The 17017-nt window shown below is 72.3% G+C and carries 14 protein-coding genes and 1 pseudogene; 8 read left to right on the forward strand and 7 right to left on the reverse strand.

Annotated features, from left to right (window positions below):
* The 4 genes and pseudogenes from AB0D85_RS18320 to AB0D85_RS18335 all read right to left on the reverse strand — a co-directional run.
* A pseudogene (locus AB0D85_RS18320) lies at positions 1-412 on the reverse strand (hypothetical protein); the annotation flags it as partial.
* The gene (locus AB0D85_RS18325) at positions 409-1134 is read right to left on the reverse strand and encodes a hypothetical protein (protein ID WP_362321043.1); all 726 of its coding nucleotides are present in this window, start codon (positions 1132-1134) and stop codon (positions 409-411) included. The gene AB0D85_RS18325 and the pseudogene AB0D85_RS18320, both read right to left, overlap by 4 nt.
* 5 nt (positions 1135-1139) lie before the next feature.
* Positions 1140-1667, reverse strand: a complete 528-nt coding sequence (locus AB0D85_RS18330) for a phage tail protein (protein ID WP_362321046.1) — start codon at positions 1665-1667, stop codon at positions 1140-1142.
* A gap of 27 nt (positions 1668-1694) precedes the next feature.
* A complete protein-coding gene (locus AB0D85_RS18335) occupies positions 1695-3308 on the reverse strand; it encodes a phage tail sheath subtilisin-like domain-containing protein (protein ID WP_362321049.1) in 1614 nt (537 codons plus the stop codon).
* Between the two features lie 235 nt (positions 3309-3543).
* Here AB0D85_RS18335 and AB0D85_RS18340 point away from each other — a divergent pair, with 235 nt between their 5' ends.
* Both AB0D85_RS18340 and AB0D85_RS18345 read left to right on the forward strand, forming a co-directional pair.
* On the forward strand, positions 3544-4449 hold the full coding sequence (locus AB0D85_RS18340; protein ID WP_362321052.1) for a BTAD domain-containing putative transcriptional regulator: 906 nt from the start codon (positions 3544-3546) through the stop codon (positions 4447-4449).
* Positions 4450-4865: 416 nt separating this feature from the next.
* Complete coding sequence (locus AB0D85_RS18345) at positions 4866-5789, forward strand: undecaprenyl-diphosphate phosphatase (protein WP_362321055.1); 924 nt, start codon at positions 4866-4868, stop codon at positions 5787-5789.
* A gap of 54 nt (positions 5790-5843) precedes the next feature.
* On the opposite strand, the gene AB0D85_RS18350 is transcribed toward AB0D85_RS18345, so the two are convergent.
* The gene (locus tag AB0D85_RS18350; RefSeq protein WP_362321058.1) at positions 5844-7277 is read right to left on the reverse strand and encodes an FtsW/RodA/SpoVE family cell cycle protein; all 1434 of its coding nucleotides are present in this window, start codon (positions 7275-7277) and stop codon (positions 5844-5846) included.
* Between the two features lie 121 nt (positions 7278-7398).
* Here AB0D85_RS18350 and AB0D85_RS18355 point away from each other — a divergent pair, with 121 nt between their 5' ends.
* The 4 genes from AB0D85_RS18355 (at position 7399) to AB0D85_RS18370 (ending at position 15379) form a co-directional block, all read left to right on the forward strand.
* Positions 7399-8358: a heavy metal transporter gene (locus AB0D85_RS18355; protein ID WP_362321061.1), complete on the forward strand. Its 960-nt coding sequence runs from the start codon at positions 7399-7401 to the stop codon at positions 8356-8358.
* A gap of 124 nt (positions 8359-8482) precedes the next feature.
* The gene (gene rodA / locus AB0D85_RS18360; protein WP_362321064.1) at positions 8483-9679 is read left to right on the forward strand and encodes a rod shape-determining protein RodA; all 1197 of its coding nucleotides are present in this window, start codon (positions 8483-8485) and stop codon (positions 9677-9679) included.
* Positions 9680-10004: 325 nt separating this feature from the next.
* Positions 10005-13976: a Pls/PosA family non-ribosomal peptide synthetase gene (locus AB0D85_RS18365; RefSeq protein WP_362321067.1), complete on the forward strand. Its 3972-nt coding sequence runs from the start codon at positions 10005-10007 to the stop codon at positions 13974-13976.
* Complete coding sequence (locus AB0D85_RS18370) at positions 13973-15379, forward strand: M1 family metallopeptidase (protein ID WP_362321070.1); 1407 nt, start codon at positions 13973-13975, stop codon at positions 15377-15379. Before AB0D85_RS18365 ends, AB0D85_RS18370 begins: the two co-directional genes overlap by 4 nt.
* Positions 15380-15434: 55 nt before the next feature.
* Here the strand turns inward: AB0D85_RS18370 and AB0D85_RS18375 are convergent, their stop codons facing one another.
* Together AB0D85_RS18375 and AB0D85_RS18380 are read right to left on the reverse strand one after the other, a co-directional pair.
* A complete protein-coding gene (locus tag AB0D85_RS18375) occupies positions 15435-15662 on the reverse strand; it encodes a hypothetical protein (protein WP_362321073.1) in 228 nt (75 codons plus the stop codon).
* Between the two features lie 201 nt (positions 15663-15863).
* On the reverse strand, positions 15864-16253 hold the full coding sequence (locus tag AB0D85_RS18380; RefSeq protein WP_362321076.1) for a helix-turn-helix transcriptional regulator: 390 nt from the start codon (positions 16251-16253) through the stop codon (positions 15864-15866).
* Positions 16254-16482: 229 nt separating this feature from the next.
* Between AB0D85_RS18380 and AB0D85_RS18385 the strand changes: the two genes are divergently transcribed.
* Positions 16483-16698: a hypothetical protein gene (locus tag AB0D85_RS18385; RefSeq protein WP_362321079.1), complete on the forward strand. Its 216-nt coding sequence runs from the start codon at positions 16483-16485 to the stop codon at positions 16696-16698.
* A gap of 78 nt (positions 16699-16776) precedes the next feature.
* The gene (locus tag AB0D85_RS18390) at positions 16777-16995 is read left to right on the forward strand and encodes a hypothetical protein (protein ID WP_362321082.1); all 219 of its coding nucleotides are present in this window, start codon (positions 16777-16779) and stop codon (positions 16993-16995) included.
* Positions 16996-17017: the final 22 nt, after the last annotated feature.

Genomic DNA, 17017 nt, shown 5'->3' on the forward strand with positions numbered 1-17017 from the left:
GACGCTCGGCCTGTTGTGCCGGCTGTGGGGTGTGCGCGGGTGTTGCGTCGTCGTCGGGGGTTCCCCGTACCGGCAGGATCCCCGGTACGGGTCGCTCGGCCTGTTGTGCCGGCTGTGGGGTGTGCGCGGGTGTTGCGTCGTCGTCGGGGGTTCCCCGTACCGGCAGGATCCCCGGTACGGGTCGCTCCGCCTGCTGTCCCCGCTGCGGCGCCTGCACGGATGCCGCGTCGGCGCCGGGCGGGCGCGTGTCCAGGGGCGCCCTGTCCGCCCGCGGGAGGCCGTCCACGGGCTTGGGCGCCACAACCTCGAAACCGTCCTCTGCCACGGGTTCGAACCGCGATCTCGGCCGCGGTTCCAGCACCGGTACGAGGCCCAGGGTGCGCTCGACGAGGTCCGTCAGGAGCCCGCTCATCCGCCCGCCAGTTCCAGGTACGCGGCGCGCCGCGCCGGGCTGAGGGCGAGGACGTCCGGCTCGGTCCAGCCGTAGGCGCGGGCCAGCACATGCACCTCGTGGAGCAGTGCCAGAGCCCGGGTCTGGACCTGGTCCCACAGCAGAGCGGGGACGTCCAGGGCCGCGACGGTCGACGCCGCGCACACCGGGCAGTCCACGGCGAGGGTCACCGCGGCGCCCGGCGAAGCATCCTCCATCGCGGCCTCGATCAGCGCCGCGGCCTCCTCGTCGACGCCGTCCGCGCCGTCCGGCAGGCAGCGCGCGAGCAGCAGCCACCGGCCGGCCCCCGGATCGTCGGTGCCGGCCAGCGCCCGCAGGTCACCGGTGTCGGGCAGCCGGAAGGCGATCCGGACGCCGGCGACCTCCACCTCCAGCGGCCGCGCCGGGTCGTACCGCGGCCCGCGGGGCAGGGCCGCCGGATGGACCGGCACGTCGAGCTGCTCGCCGCACCCGACGCAGTGCACGCAGCCCCATACGGCGGTACCCGCGGCGAGCCGCTCCAGTGCCGTCGCCAAGACCGCGTCCCGGTCACCCAGTTCGGTGTGCTCGGCCTCCTCGCGCCCCAGCCCGGCGACCGCGGACAGCAGCGTCACGGCCCGGTCCAGCGGACCTTCGCGCAGCCCGCGCTCCCAGGCCGCGAGCGTCCACGACGGGTCCGCCGCGTCGACCGCTCGCCGAGTCACGGGCGTCACGCGCCGGGCGGGGTGAAGCTGGGCTCGGTCGGCTCGGGCACGTCGAGGTCGCGTTCCCAGCCCTCGTTCTCCAGCTTGAGGTGCTGGATGGCGACCGCGTTGGCGTTGGCGTCGAGCTCGGGCAGCGCCTGGTACTCCGAGACCCAGCAGCGGAACACCTTGTAGGCGAGGGCGAGTTGGCCGGCCTCGTTGTAGATCTCGATCACGATGTCCTTGCGGAAGTCGCGCAGGGAGACCTCGGAGCCGAGACCGGAACCGTGCGTCCAGACCTTGTTCGCCCACGTCTCGAAGTCCGTGTCGTGGGTGACGCCCCGCTCCAGCGTGATGGCCTGGTACTCGGTCCTGCCCGGCGACTTGCGGCTGCTGCTGGGATCCCCGCCGTCCCGGTGGGTGACCACCTCGGTGGTGCGGTTGAGCGCTCCGACCTTGCTGACGCCCGCGACGTAGCGGCCGTCCCAACGCACCCGGAACTTGAAGTTCTTGTACGGATCGAAGCGCTGTGCGTTCACGCTGAACTGGGCCATTGGTCTGCTCCTCGCGCCCGGTGCGGCCTACGCCTGGGCGATCTGCTGGATCTGCAGGATCACGAACTCCGCCGGGCGCAGCGGCGCGAAGCCGACGACGATGTTGACGCGCCCGAGGTTCACGTCGTCCGCCGTGGTGGTCTCGCGGTCGCACTTGACGAAGTAGGCGTCAGGGGCGGTGGTGCCCTGGAAGGCCCCCTGCCGGAACAGGCCCTGCATGAACGCCCCCAGGTTGAGCCGGATCTGCGCCCACAGCGGCTCGTCGTTGGGCTCGAAGACCGCCCACTGCGTGCCCCGGTACAGGCTCTCCTCGATGTGGAGGGCCAGCCGTCGCACGGGCAGGTACTTGTACTCGTCGGCCAGCTGGTCCGCACCCCGCAGTGTCCGCGCGCCCCAGACCACCAGCCCGGCGCCGGGGAACGACCGCAGGCAGTTGACGCCCAGCGGATTGAGCTCGCCGGTCTCCGCGTCGGTGAGGCCGACCGCGAGATCGGCCGTTCCGGCGAGGGACGCGTCCAGCCCGGCGGGAGCCTTCCACACTCCGCGCGAGGCGTCGGTACGGGCGATGACCCCGGCGATCGCCCCGCACGCGGGGAACGTGCCGAGCCGCCCGCCGGCTGCCGGGTCGGCCTGGAGGATGCGGGGGTAGTACAGCGCCGCGTTGCGCGCGTCCGGGCCGGTGAGCTGGAGGCCGGACAGAGTTGTGGCGGCGGTCGCCACGGTCATCCCGCCCGGCGGGTCGACGATGAGCACCGCCCGGCGCCGCACGCAGTAGGCGAGCGCCGCCTGGTAGACGCCCGGCGGGGTGTCGCCTCCGGGGACGGGCGGCGGGATGCACAGCAGGTTGAACAGGTCGGCCTGGTCCAGGGCGTACAGTCCGCCGTGGGTGGCCTGCAACGCGGGGGCGGTGTAGTCGTCCTCCGTCAGATCGCCGCCGTCCGTGCCGGCGTCGGCCTCGGCCACGGCCAGCGGCTGACCGGCGGCCGTCTCCCGGGGGCGCTGCGTGGGCAGGCCCGCCGGGTCGGGCACGCGCACCAGCCGCGACTCGGCCTGCAGCACCTGGTCCAGCCGCCGAGCGCTGGCGGTGACGGTGACGTTGCGGATGGTCTCCTGCTGCCCGGTGGCGCCGTCCGTGACGGCGAGGTTGAACAGTTCGTCGGGCGTCGTGCCGAGCCTCGTGGCCACCTCGGTCAGGTCCACTGTGCTGTCGTAGACGACGGCGGCGGTCAACTGGTTGGCCCACGAACCGGGCTCGGCGGCCACCAGCACCAGGCCCGTGCTGACGGCGATGTCATTGCCGGTGTCATTGCCGGTGTCCTTGCCGCCCAGCGTCGCCGCCGGGCGGGTGAGACGGGCGAAGGTCGCCTTGACGGTGCCGGGAGTCACCCGGACCACCAGAGCCTGACCGCCGCCGTTGGCGAAGAAGTCGCGTACCGCGGAGCTCACCGTACTGTCCGGCGACAGCCCGCCGAAGATCCGCTGGTAATCGGCGAAGCTGTTGACGACCGTGGCCTGGTCCACCGGGCCACGGCGGGTCCTGCCGAGGAACGCCGTGATGGAGGTCGCGACGCCGGTGATGGTCCGCACCCCGCTGGCGACCTCCTGGACGTAGACGCCGGGGTAGGGAGTGCTGGTGGTCACGGTGCTCCCTTCTGGGGCCCGTCGGCGCGGCGGGCCGCGCGCGAAGGCCGGACGGTCAGGCGGCCGGTGGCTCGCCGGTCGCGAGGCTACGACCGCCTCCGTCACAGGACCGTCACGTTCGTTGCACCAGGTGTTCGACACGTGATGAAGGCAGTGCGAAACCTGCACTCCGCCGACACACGCGTCTATATATTTCTTGCGCAATTAAACAAGTGACGAGGGGGGAGCAAGTGGCATGAGTGTCGTGCCCGAGCAGCCCGAGCCGCCGATGACCACGCGCGGACACCTGAAGCTGTTCGACGGTTTCCGTCTGGAGATAGGGGATGACGGGGTTCACCTGGCCGACAGCGCCCAGCGGCTGCTGGCCTATCTGGCCATCCAGGGGCCCGCGCCGCGCACGGTCGTCGCAGGCACTCTGTGGGGGGATGTGTCCGAGGAGCGTGCGCTCGGCAGTCTCCGGACGACTGTGTGGCGGATCAACCAGGTGGTTCCGGGGCTGGTCACCGGAGAGCACCGCCGGTTGGCGCTGGCGAGCTTCGTCAGCGCCGACGTGACCGAGTTCGCCCACCGGGTCGCCGCCCGGTCGGCCGACTCCGGCACCGCGGGGCCTGCCCTGCTGAATCTGCGGATACGCGAGTTATTACCCGGATGGTACGAGGACTGGGTGGTCTTCGAGCGCGACCGGCTGCGTCAACTCCACCTCCACGCGCTGGAGGCAGCCGCCACCGCGCTGTGCACGGGCGGAGAGTACGCGGCTGCCTTGGACACGGCGCTCGCGGCCGTCCGCGGCGACCCGCTGCGGGAAAGCGCACGGCGTGCGGTCATCCTGGTGCACCTGGCGGAGGGCAACGTTGTCGAGGCGCACCGCGAGTACCAGCGCTTTCGCGTCCTGCTGGCCGGCGAACTCGGCCTGGAGCCCTCCGACCGCCTCTCCGGCCTGGTGACGGGGCGGAACGGCGACCGGCAGTACGGTGCGCCGGCACCCGCCGTTCCCGTACCGCTGTTGGGCCACCTTGGGGGAGGCGAGTACAACAGCGGTGTGCGGGACCAATGCGGTCAGGAAGGCCCGTTGCCTGCGGATTTCGACAGCGGCCTGCCCGCGCCGGGCCTCCGCCCGCACGGCACGCAGACGCGCCCCTGACAGCGCGACTCCCGCTTCGGCCGGGTGGGCCTCCATCAGGGCCTGCTCGGCCCTGCGGTGAACGCGGCGACCCTGTGGCTGGCTGGATTCGGTGAAATCCTTGAAGATCCGGGACCACCGATCCGGGGCGTGCAGTGGGCGGTGACCGAGGTGCGGCGCGGTCGGAGGGGCGGCGTCCGGTCGCGTATTACCTGCTTCTCACCGTAGCGCTTCCGCCGGTCCGCCGCGGGAGCCCGCCCGGCAGGGAACCAGTCGGGTGAAATCATCTCTTTCCCGGCATTCGGTGCCCCATTGGCTTCCTGGGGTCTGTCCGGATTCTTGCCCGCATGTTGTACCTTCCGCGGGCCGAGCCGCTCGCCGCGCGGGCGGGACCCTCGGCTCCGTACTGTCGCGCATCAGGAGGCGGAGGCCGGCCGATGTCCGTTCTGACCTATCCCGAAGCCGTGGGCGTCGGCCTGCTGCAAGGCGTCACCGAGCTGTTCCCGGTCTCCAGCCTGGGGCACAGCATCCTGATACCCGCACTCCTCGGCGGGCACTGGAAGCAGGACCTGAACGTCTCCGCCGACGGGTCCCTCTACCTCAACGAGCTGGTCGGCCTGCATCTGGCCACCGCGCTGGCGCTCGTCGTCTACTTCCGGCGCGACTGGGTCAGGGTGATCCGCGGCCTGGCGACGTCGATCACCCAGCGCCGGGTCGAGACCGTGGACCAGCGGCTCGCCTGGCTGATCGTCACCGCGTGCGTCCCGGTCGCGGTCGCCGGCGTCGCGCTCGACAAGGTGTTCCGTACGACGCTGGGGCGCCCGATCCCCACCGCGATCTTCCTCGCGCTCAACGGCATCGTGCTCTTCGTCACCGAGCAACTGCGCCGCGGCGGTACCGGCCGCAGGAGAGCCGGGACCGCCGCCGTCGCCCCCGACGAGGAGCATCTGTCGCCGGAGGAGCGGTCGGACCTGCGGATCACCCGGATGACGACCCGGCAGGCCGTGACGATCGGCCTGGCCCAGATCCTCGCCCTCTTCCCCGGCATCAGCCGCTCCGGCTCCACCATCAGCGCGGGCATCTTCAAGGGCCTCAACCACGAGGACTCCGCCCGCTTCGCCTTCCTGCTCGCCACCCCCGTGATCGGCGGAGCCGCGCTGCTCAAGCTGCCGCCGCTGCTCGGGGCCCAGGGCAACGGCCTGCGCGGCCCGCTGCTGGCCGGCAGCGTGGCCGCGTTCGTGGCGGCGTACCTCGCCACCCGCTTCCTGGTCCGGTACTTCGAGAACCGCACCCTCATCCCGTTCGCCGTCTACTGCTCGGTGGCCGGGCTGGGCAGCCTCGCGTACTTCACGCTGGCGTGACGCGGTGACCCCGCCCTGCCGACGCGACGAGAAGCGCCGGCGGGGACGGCGGGATCAGGGCCGTACGAGCTGGGTCTCGGCGGCGCTGATGTCCGCGGCCGGGACGGGCAGGGGCCGGCGCGCGGTGTCGCTGACCTTGATCAGGACGGCGATCAGCATCCAGTTGGCCACCATGGACGAGCCGCCCTGGGCGAGGAACGGCAGAGCCTTTCCGGTGAGCGGGATGAGCCCGGTGACCCCGCCCGCGACGACGAAGACCTGCAGCACGAGCGCCGTGGACAGACCGGCGGCGAGCAGCTTGCCGAACGGGTCGGTGACGGCCAGGGCGGTGCGCAGGCCGCGTTCGGCGAGCAGGGTGTACAGGAGGATGACGACCGTCACGCCGGTCAGTCCGAGTTCCTCGCCGACGGTGGTGAGGATGAAGTCGCTGCGCCCGGCGAAGCCGATGAGTTCCGGGTGGCCCTGGCCGAGGCCGGTGCCGAGGACGCCGCCCGAGCCGAAGCTGAACAGGGCCTGGGCGGCCTGGTCCGAGACGAGTCCCGCCGGGCGCTTGTCGGGCGGCAGGAAGATGTCCATGGGGTGCAGCCAGGCGACGACACGGCCGTGGACGTGTGGTTCGAAGGAGCCGACGACGAAGGCTCCGACGGCGAACATGACGACACCGAACGCCACCCAGCTGGTCCGCTCGGTGGCGATGTACAGCATGATCACGAACAGGCCGAAGAAGATCAGCGAGGTGCCGAGGTCCCGCTCGAAGACGAGGACGAGCAAGCTGAGGATCCACACGGCCGCGACCGGGCCCAACTGCCGCCCCCGCGGGAGGTACATCCCCATCAGGCGCCGCCCGGCGAGCGCGAGGGCGTCCCTGCGCAGCGTCAGGTATCCGGCGAAGAACACCACGATGACGATCTTCACGAACTCGCCCGGCTGGAAGGACAGCGGCCCGATGAAGATCCACCGCTTCGCGCCGTAGACGTCGCCGGGATAGAACGCGGGCGCCATCAGCAGGACCAGGCCCACGGTGATCGTGACGTACGGATAGCGCTGGAGCCTGCGGTGATCCCTGAGCAGCACCACCACCGCCGCGAACACCACCACGGCGATGCCGCACCACATCAGCTGCCCCGGCGCCGAGGGCGCCGAGTGGTAGGCGCTGCGGTAGGCGAGGTCGAGGCGGTGGATGAGGACGAGACCGAGGCCGCTGAGCAGGGTGGCGAGCGGCAGGATCAGCGGATCGGCGTACGGCGCGAACCGGCGTACGAGGCCGTGGCACACCATCGGCAGCACGGCCGCGACCGCGCAGGTCGTCCCCATGCCGGGGGTGAGCTTCCCGGTGACGGCGAGGGCCGTCTCGGCATAGCCGTACACGCAGATGAGGACCGCGCCGAGGAGCAGGACCAGCTCCAGGTTCCGGTCGCTCAGCCGTCCCGGCCGCCTTGGCCGTCCTGGCCGCACTTCCGGTGCCGCCGGTCCCCGCCGACCCGTCATGCCGTCCCCCTCGATCGGATCCGCCGACGGTATCCCGCGCCGGGCCGCCGCCGGAAGATTCACTCACTTGCGCAACAATGCAACTGAACTGTAGCCGAGGGCGGGTAAGAGGAGGGTCGGCGTGGCAACAGCACGCAGGCGGGGGAACCGTGGCCTGTGGCCGGTGTTGATCGGGGTGGGTGTGGTCCTCGCACTCGTGGGCTATCTCGCCGTCCGGTTCGTCCACTCGGCGGTGTCCGACGTGTGCACGGCGCGCGGCGCGGACGGCACGACCGTCACCCTCGATCCGGACCAGGCGTCCGACGCCGCGACCATAGCGGCGGTGGCCCATGCACGCGGTCTGCCGGAACAGGCCGTCATCATCGCCCTGGCGACCGCGATCCAGGAGTCCAAACTGCGCAATCTCGCGCACGGGGACCGGGATTCGCTCGGCCTGTTCCAGCAGCGCCCGTCCCAGGGCTGGGGCAGCGCCGCCCAGATCCGCGACCCGGTCTACGCGGCGGGCAGGTTCTTCGACGCGCTGGTCAAGGTGCCGGACTACACCGGTCTGCCGGTCACCGTCGCCGCACAGAACGTCCAGCACAGTGGCTACCCGACGGCTTACGCGCGGCACGAGGTCATGGCGGCGACGCTGGCCAACGTGCTGACGGGGCAGGACGGGCCCGCGCTGAGCTGCACGCTGCGCGCGGCGGGGGAGGGCGGCACGAACGCCGTTCCTGCCGACGGAGGGAGCGGTACCGGCGGCGTCGAGGCGGATCGGGGCCGCGGTGCGGCGGGGGTTGTGCACGAGGGCGGCCATGACGCCGGTGGTGTCGCCGCGGAGGTCCGGCGCGAGTTCGGCGCGGTGCCGGCCGCCGTCGCAACGGCCGGCGACAGCGTCACCTACCCGGTCACCGAGACGGCCACGGGCTGGTCCCTCGCCCTGTGGCTGGTCTGTCACGCCGGCACGCTGCACTCCGCGTCCGTCACGTCCGTCACGTTCGACCACCGCGGGTGGAGCAGCGCCGCGTCCGGCCGGGGCTGGACGCACATCCAGCCCGCGTCGGCGGAGTCCCCGGCGGCGGCCGTGGGGGTGGGCTAGGCGAAGTCCGGTGGCTGCGCGAAGTCCATGAGGGGTGTTCGACGTGTTGTTGCTCTATTGCGCAACTGAGCATCTAAGATGGCCGACGTGACGGCCCAGCAGGCGCGGAAGCCGGAGGACGCACATGACCGGTGCGAACAGCTTCACCGTCCCGGGCTACGGCCCCGGGCGTCCCGTCTGGACGCGGCTCCTCGCGCGCGACTCCGTGCTCCGCCGGCTGGACTGGCCGATACTGCTGGCGGCCCTGGCCCTGTCGTTCATCGGCTCACTCCTGGTGTACTCCGCGACCCGCAACCGCACCGCGATCAACCACAGCGACCCGTACTACTTCCTCGTCCGGCATCTGATGAACCTCGGCATCGGGTTCGCCCTGATGGCCGGCACGGTCTGGCTGGGGCACCGCACCCTGCGCAACGCGGTGCCGGTTCTCTACGGCCTGTCGGTGCTCGGGGTGCTGCTGGTGCTCACCCCGCTCGGTGCGACCATCAACGGCAACCGCAACTGGATCGTCCTGGGCGGCGGGTTCTCGCTGCAGCCCTCGGAGTTCGTCAAGGTCGCCATCGTGCTGGGCATGGCGCTGGTCCTAGCGGCGCAGGTCGACGCGGGTGACAGGGAGTACCCGGACGGCCGTACCGTGCTCCAGGCCCTGGGGCTGGCCGCCGTGCCGATGGCGGTCGTCATGCTGATGCCCGACCTCGGCTCGACGATGGTCATGACGGTCACCGTCCTCGGCGTCCTGCTCGCTTCCGGCGCCGCCGGCCGATGGATCCTCGGCCTGCTCGGCATCGGGGTCCTGGGTGCCGTCGCCGTGTGGCAGCTGCACCTTCTCGACCCGTACCAGATCAACCGCTTCGCCGCCTTCGCCGACCCGGGCCTGGACCCGTCCGGGGTCGGCTACAACACCGACCAGGCCCGGATCGCCATCGGATCCGGCGGCCTGACGGGCGAAGGCCTCTTCCACGGTGCGCAGACCACCGGCCAGTTCGTCCCGGAGCAGCAGACCGACTTCGTGTTCACGGTCGCGGGGGAGGAACTCGGCTTCGTGGGCGGCCTGCTGATCATCGCCCTGATGGGAGTGATCCTGTGGCGCTCCTGCCGTATCGCCCGCGAGACGACCGAGTTGTACGGCACGATCATCGCCGCCGGCATCGTCGCCTGGTTCTCCTTCCAGTCCTTCGAGAACATCGGAATGTCGCTCGGCATCATGCCGGTGGCCGGAATTCCGCTGCCGTTCGTCTCCTACGGCGGTTCGTCGATGTTCGCGGTGTGGGTCGCGATCGGTTTGCTGCAGTCCATCCGGGTGCGGCGCACCAGGCCGTGAAACCCGCGTTCGAATATGGTCGGAGCCACCAGGAAGGATCACCTGAAGCACCCCTCCCACCTGCGGCGGAGGCGTCTGTTCCGTCGTCACGACGGGGCTCTCACGGAAAACATGTGCCACTTTCTCGTTGGATTCTTTCCGGAATCTAAATGAGCGTGCGAAAGGTGATGGAATCGGATCGCCAGGGTCTACGGTTCGTCAATTTCGTCCCATGGATGGGCGCTTATTCAATTGCTCGGAGTTGGCGAACTTCCCCACGCACACAGCCATCTGACAGGTCATAAGAAGCTCCAAGCCCGTAGGACCGAAAGTCAGAGGCACTGCTGTGACATCGACCGCACTCGATGCCCCGCCCCCGTCCGCCGAACCCCCCGGGGATCGGGCCCTCTTCCGCTCCGCGCCGGCCGCGTCGCCGCGTACCCTCGTCGACATCCTGGAAGCCACCGCCGCCCTGAATCCGGACGCACCCGCCCTGGACACGGGCGCCGAGGTGCGGTCCTACCGTGACCTGTGCGCCGAGACCCGCCGACGCAGTCGCCGGCTCACCGAACAGGGGATCGGCCCCGGCGACCGGGTCGGCGTACGGGTGCCGTCGGGCACCGCCGAGCTGTACCTGTCGATCCTCGCCGTACTGCACTGCGGCGCGGCCTATGTCCCGGTCGACGCCGACGATCCCGAGGAGCGCGCCGCCACGGTGTTCCGCGAGGCCGGGGTGTGCCACGTCATGGGGCCGCACCCGCAGCCCGCCGGCCTAGCCGCGCCGTCCGGGGCGGCGGTGCGCTCCGGGCCCGCTCCCGGGGACGACGCGTGGATCATCTTCACGTCCGGTTCGACCGGTGCGCCCAAGGGCGTGTCCGTCACCCACCGGTCCGCCGCCGCCTTCGTGGACGCCGAGGCCGGGCTGTTCCTGGGCGACCGTCCGCTCGGCCCCGGCGACCGGGTGCTGGCGGGACTGTCCGTCGCCTTCGACGCCTCCTGCGAGGAGATGTGGCTGGCGTGGCGTTCCGGCGCCTGCCTGGTGCCGGCCGAACGGGCCCTGGTACGGGCCGGCCACGAACTGGGCCCCTGGCTCGACGAACGTGCCATCACCGTCGTCTCCGCCGTCCCCACGCTGCTGGCCATGTGGCCCCCGGACGCGCTCAGCCGGGTGCGGTTGCTGATCCTGGGCGGCGAGGCCTGCCCGCCCGGCCTCGTCGAACGGTTCGCCCGCCCCGGCCGGGAGATGTGGAACACCTACGGCCCCACGGAGACCACCGTCGTGGCCTGCGCCGCCCCGCTGGAGCCCGGCCGGCCGGTGCGCATCGGACTGCCGCTGGCCGGCTGGGAGTTGGCGGTGGTGGACGAGGCCGGGCACCCGGTGGCGTACGGCGAGCCGGGCGAACTGGTCATCGCCGGCGCCGGCACCGCACGCTACCTCGACCCCGTCAAGGACGCGGAGCGCTTCCGGCCGTGCCCCGCGCTGGACTCACCGCGCGCCTACCGCTCGGGCGACCTGGTGCGCGCCGACGCCGAGGGACTGGTCTTCCTCGGACGCGTCGACGACCAGATCAAGCTCGGCGGACGCCGGGTCGAACTCGGCGAGATCGACGCGGCCCTGCTCGCCCTGCCGGGCGTGCGCGGGGCGGCCGTGGCCGTGCAGTCCACCGCGGCCGGTGCCCAGGTGCTGGTCGGCTACGTCGTCCCGCAGCGGGCGGCCGACGGACGCTCCGTCTTCGAGGCCGCCAAGGCCAGGGCACGGCTGGGCGAGCGGCTGCCCGCGCCGCTGGTACCGGTCCTGGCCGAGGTGGCGGACCTGCCCACGCGCGCGTCCGGCAAGGTCGACCGGAAGGCGCTGCCCTGGCCGGTGCCCCTGGCCGGCGGCGACCCCGGTGGCGAAACGGCGCACCGGCTGCACGGGACGGCCGCCCGGCTGGCGGACGTCTGGGAGCGGCTGCTGGGCCTGCGGCCCGGCCCCGACAGCCATTTCGTGGACCTCGGCGGCAGCAGCCTGACCGCCGCCCGGATGGCCTCGATCCTGCGCGAGGACCATCCGGGTCTCTCCGTCGCCGACCTGTACCGGCACCCCGTGCTCCGGGACATGGCCGGCCATCTCGACTCCCTGGCCGGCTCCGTGCGGGCGGCACGCCCCGTCCGGCCGGTGCCCCGGGGGACCGCCGTCGTCCAGTTCCTCGTCGTCCTGGCCGGTTACGGGATCACCGGGCTGCGCGGTCTGGTCGGCCTGGCGGCGGCGGACGACGTGCTCGGCTGGATCGCCCCGCACCGCTGGGCCCCGCACACCTCCTGGTGGCTCGTCCTGGTGGGCTGGGCGGTGCTGTTCAGCGCTCCGGTGCGCTGCCTGACCGGCGCGGTCCTCGCCCGTACGCTGGCCGGTTCGATCACCCCGGGCGCGTATCCGCGCGGCGGACGCGTCCATCTGCGGCTGTGGACCGCGGAACGGGCGGTGGCCGCGTTCGGCGTTCCCACGCTGCTCGGCACCCCGTGGGCCGCGCTGTACGCCCGGACCCTCGGCTGCCGGACCGGACGCGAGGTACGGCTGCACACCATGCCCCCGGTGACGGGCCTGGCCGACCTGGGCGACGGATGCAGCGTCGAGCCCGAGGCGGACATCGCGGGCTGGTGGCTCGACGGCGACCGGCTGCACGTCGGCACCGTCACCGTCGGCGCGGGCGCCCGGGTGGGCCACCGCAGCACCCTGCTGCCGGGCGCGGTGGTGGGACGCGGTGCGGAACTGGCCGCCGGCGGCTGCCTCGACGGCCGGATCCCCGACGGCCAGGTGTGGACCGGTTCCCCCGCCCGGCCGGCCGAGCCCGCCGAACGCCTCGCGGGCGTCGGCTGGCCCGCGCGGCCCGCGCCCCGCTCGCGCGGCCGGCACCTGGCCTACGCGCTCTGCCTCGGCCTGCTGCCCCTGCTGTCGCTGCTCGCGGCGGTCCCGGCGCTGTTCGTCACCTGGCTGCTGGTGCGCCGCACGCCGACGCTGCCGGGCGCGGCCGGGCATCTGCTCGCGGCCGCACCGCTGTTCACGGTCCTGACCACGGTGTGCGGGATGCTGGTCACCGCGGGCACCGTGCGTCTGCTGGGCCGGTCGGTCAAGCCCGGCCTGCACCACGCGGACGGGGGCGTGGCCCTGCGGGCCTGGCTGGTGACCCGGCTGCTCGACGGGGCCCGCGGCAGCCTGTTCCCGCTCTACGCGAGTCTGGCCACGCCGTACTGGCTGCGGCTGCTCGGCGCCCGCGTCGGCCGCGGCACCGAGATCTCCACCGTGCTGCCGCTGCCCTCCCTGCTCCACGTGGACGACGGGGCGTTCCTGGCCGACGACACGCTCGTCGCGCCGTTCGAACTGCGCGACGGCTGGATGCGGCTGGGGTCCGTGCGGATCGGGGCGCGCGCGTTCGTGGGGAACTCGGGCATCGTCGCACCCGGCCGCGAGGTCCCCGACCGGGCGCTCGTGGGCGTCCTGTCCGACGCGCCGGCCCACGGCGCGCCAGGCATGTCCTGGATCGGCCGGCCCGTGCTGCCGCTGCCGCGCGTGCCCGACAACGCGGACCCCGCGCGGACGTTCGCCCCGCGCCGGCGGCTGGTGGCGGCCCGCGCCGCCGTGGAACTGTGCCGTCTGCTGCCCGTGATCCTGGGCACGCTCCTGGCCGAGGGCCTGTTCCTCACCGAACAGGAGGCCCTGGACCGCGGCGGACTTCCGCTGGCCGCGCTCGTCGGCGCCCCCTTGCTCCTGCTCGCCTCCGTGCTGGCCTGTCTGACCACGACCGGCGCCAAGTGGCTGCTCGTGGGCCGCTTCCGGCCGGTCGAGCGGCCCCTGTGGTCGTCGTTCGTGTGGCGCAACGAGCTGTTCGACACGTTCGTGGAGGTGCTGGCCGTGCCCTGGGGCGCGGGAGCGCATCTCGGCACGCCCGCGCTGAACTGGTGGCTGCGCAGCCTCGGCGCGCGCGTCGGGCGCGGGGTGTGGTGCGAGAGCTACTGGCTGCCGGAGACCGATCTGGTCAGCCTCGGCGACGGGGTCAGCGTCAACCGCGGATGCGTCCTGCAGACCCACCTGTTCCACGACCGGATCATGCGGATGGACACCGTGCGGCTGGCCGCCGGCGCCTCCCTCGGCCCGCACAGCATCGCCCTGCCCGGCACCACCATCGGCGCGGGCGCGTCCGTCGCCGCGGCCTCCCTCGTGATGCGCGGCGAGAGCGTGCCCGACGGCACCCGCTGGGCCGGCAACCCCATCGCCGGTGTCCCCGCGACCGGCACCGCGACCGGCACCACGGCCGGCTTCGGCGAAGGCGAGGCGGCATGACCTGGTGCAGCCGGCGCGCGCTGCTCCGCGGCGCGGCACTCGCCCCGCTGGCGGTGACGGCCATGGACGGCCTGCCCCGGCAGGCCGAACGCTACTTCGCGAGCCACGGCACCCACGACCACCGCACCCTCGCCTACGACCTGCACCTGGCGTACGACCCGGCCGCCGCCACCCTCGACGGCCGGGCGCACATCCGCGCGGTGGCCGAGCGGACGCTGCGCCAGGTCCACCTCGACCTCGCCGGGCTGAGCGTGCGCGACGCCCGGGTCGACGGGGTCCCGGTGCGCCCGGGCCGGAAGGGGCACAAGCTGATCCTGCCGGCACCGCGCCCGGTCACGGCGGGCACGCCGTTCACCCTGGAGATCGGCTACGGCGGCCGGCCCGGCCCGGTGCGCACACCGTTCGGGCGGATCGGCTGGGACCGCACCGGCGACCCGCACGACGGCACGCTGGTGGCCTCCCAGCCGCTCGGCGCCCCGTCGTGGTTCCCGTGCAACGACCGGCCGGACGACAAGGCCGAGTTCACCTTCCGGGTGACCGTGCCCCGCGGCCACCGCGCGCTTGCCAACGGCACCCTCCGGGAGCACAGCGGCACGGGCTCCACCGAGCGCTGGACGTACCACCACCCGGGCCCCATGGCCCCCTACCTCGCCGCGCTGTACACCGGCCGCTTCGCCGAGCGGACCTGGCGGGCCCGCGACACCGCGACCGGCCGCCCGGTCACCGGCCGCGACGCGTACCCCGCCCGCCTCTCCCGGCAGGCCGAGCACGACCTGGCCCGCCAGCCCGAGATGTTCGAGACGTTCACCGGCTGGTTCGGTCCGTATCCCTTCGAGACGTACGGCGCGGTCGTGGTGGACGCCGACCTCGACGAACCCGTCGAGAACCAGACCGCGTCCGTCTTCGGCCGCAACCACGTCGACGGCGCCCGGACCTGGGAGACGCTCGTCGCCCACGAACTGGTCCACCAGTGGTACGGCAACAGCGTGAGCCTGCGGGACTGGCGGGACATCTGGCTCAACGAGGGCTTCGCCACCTACGGGGAGTGGCTGTGGTCGGAGCACATCGGCGAGGACTCCGCCGACACCATCGCCAGGGCGGCCTGGCGCACGCTGGCGCGGAGACAGGACGGCCTGCGGATCGCCGACCCCGGACCGGACCGGATGTTCGACGACCGCGTCTACACCCGCGGCGCGTGTACCTTGCACGCGCTGCGTCTGACAGCGGGTGACGAGCGGTTCTTCGCGATGCTGCGCGGCTGGCACCACGCCCACCGCGGCAGGAGCGCCGACACCGCGGCCTTCATCGCCCACGCCGGACGCTCCATGCCCGCGACGGTCGAGCCGCTGCTGTACGCCTGGCTCTACGGCGGACACCTCCCGCCCCTGCCCCCGCCGTCATGACCTGACACCACGTGACGCCGGGCCTCTGCCGCGCCCTTCGCGGGCGCGGCGGGGCTCACCCCTCGTACACCGTCAGGACCGCGCCGTCGACCTCGATACGGCGGCCCGCGCGCATTCCGTTGCGGCGCAGGGCGTCCAGGCACTCCTCGAACAGGATGAGTTCGCCGGCGTCCAGGATGGCCGCGGCCAGGTCCAGGAGTTCGGCGACCGACGCGTCGGTGAGCACCTCGGGCAGTTCCCCGGACAGCAGGACGACCGACTTGCCGTCGGGGTTTCGGACCACGGCTGTCGCGGGTCCGCCGTGCACGAACAACACATCTTCCCCCTGAGAGCCCGTGGTCGTGCGGCTCTCGCGTCCCGGGCAGAACGAGAGACTAGCCCTGGATCTTCCCGCTTTCGTGCGGAGTCGGATTCTTTTTCCGACTTGACGGAAGCGCGTACGAAAGTTGTTCGGTGGCGATCCGCCGGGGGCGGTCCGGTGCGGTCACTTCTCCCGTGGGGCGCGGTCCAGCAGGGACTCGACCAGCGCGGCGACATGGCGGCGGTCGTCGGACGACAGCTTCTGGACGCTCGCGATGAGCAGCGCGACCTCGGGGTCGGCGGCGGGGGTGTTCGGATCCGCGTCCGGCGAGGTGTCGTACACATGGATCCCGCAGGCCTCGGCGGCGGCGCGGCGCACCGTCTCCAGCGGGATCTCCAGGCCCTTGGCCAGGCCCTCCAGGGTGGTCGTCTGGGGCATGCGGACCACGCGGTCGGTGGTGGCCAGGTGGTGGACGGTGGAGCGGGGGATGGAGCCGCGGCGCGCCACGTCACCGTAGGACCAGCCCTTGCGGTCGAGGTGCTCACGGATCAACTGCTGCAGTGCGTTGGCCACTGACCGTCACTTCCTGCTCGCCGCCGGCGGAGTCCGCCATGTCGGGCCCGATTCTACGGTCGGGTAGCCGATAGGCCGAGGGGGTGATTTCCGGAAGGGGTTGCGCGAGGGGTTCCCGAGCCCGTAGTGTCCAATCTCGTTGGACAGCTCGTCCGACCAGATTGGACAGAGTCCGGGGGGAACCTGACTCGTTCCGATCGGAAATGTCTATCCCTGAGGGGGAAAAATCATGATGGACGCCCATGAGCTCGAGGCCGAGTCCGCGGAGCTGCTGCCGGGTCGTGAGGCCCTGGGCCGGCTGAAGTTCGGCTTCGGCAAGACGGTCAACGTCACCAAGCACGTCGCGAACATCAGCGCCCACAACGAGTCCGCCGCGCTGAACGACCACTCGTCGTGGTCGGTGGCCGACTCCGGCGCCGCCCAGAGCATCAGCGTCACCCAGTAACACCGTCCCGGCGCACGGCGCCGGGGCCGTCGGGAACGACCTCGACCTCACCGCACACGAAACGAAAGGACATCCGTCATGAGCATGGACATGAACGAGCTGGAGAACGAGTCCGCCGAGCTGCTGCCGGGCCGCGAGGCCCTCGGCCGCCTGAAGTTCAGCTTCGGCAAGACGGTCAACGTCACCAAGCACATCGCGAACATCGACGCGTCCAACCAGTCCGCCGCGCTGAACGACCACTCGGCCTGGTCGTCCGCCGAGTCGCAGGCCGTGCAGTCGATCAGCGTCAACCAGTAGTACCCGGGAGCGCCGCCGCCGT

Source organism: Streptomyces sp. NPDC048277 (genome assembly GCF_040652235.1).
Lineage (GTDB): Bacteria > Actinomycetota > Actinomycetes > Streptomycetales > Streptomycetaceae > Streptomyces.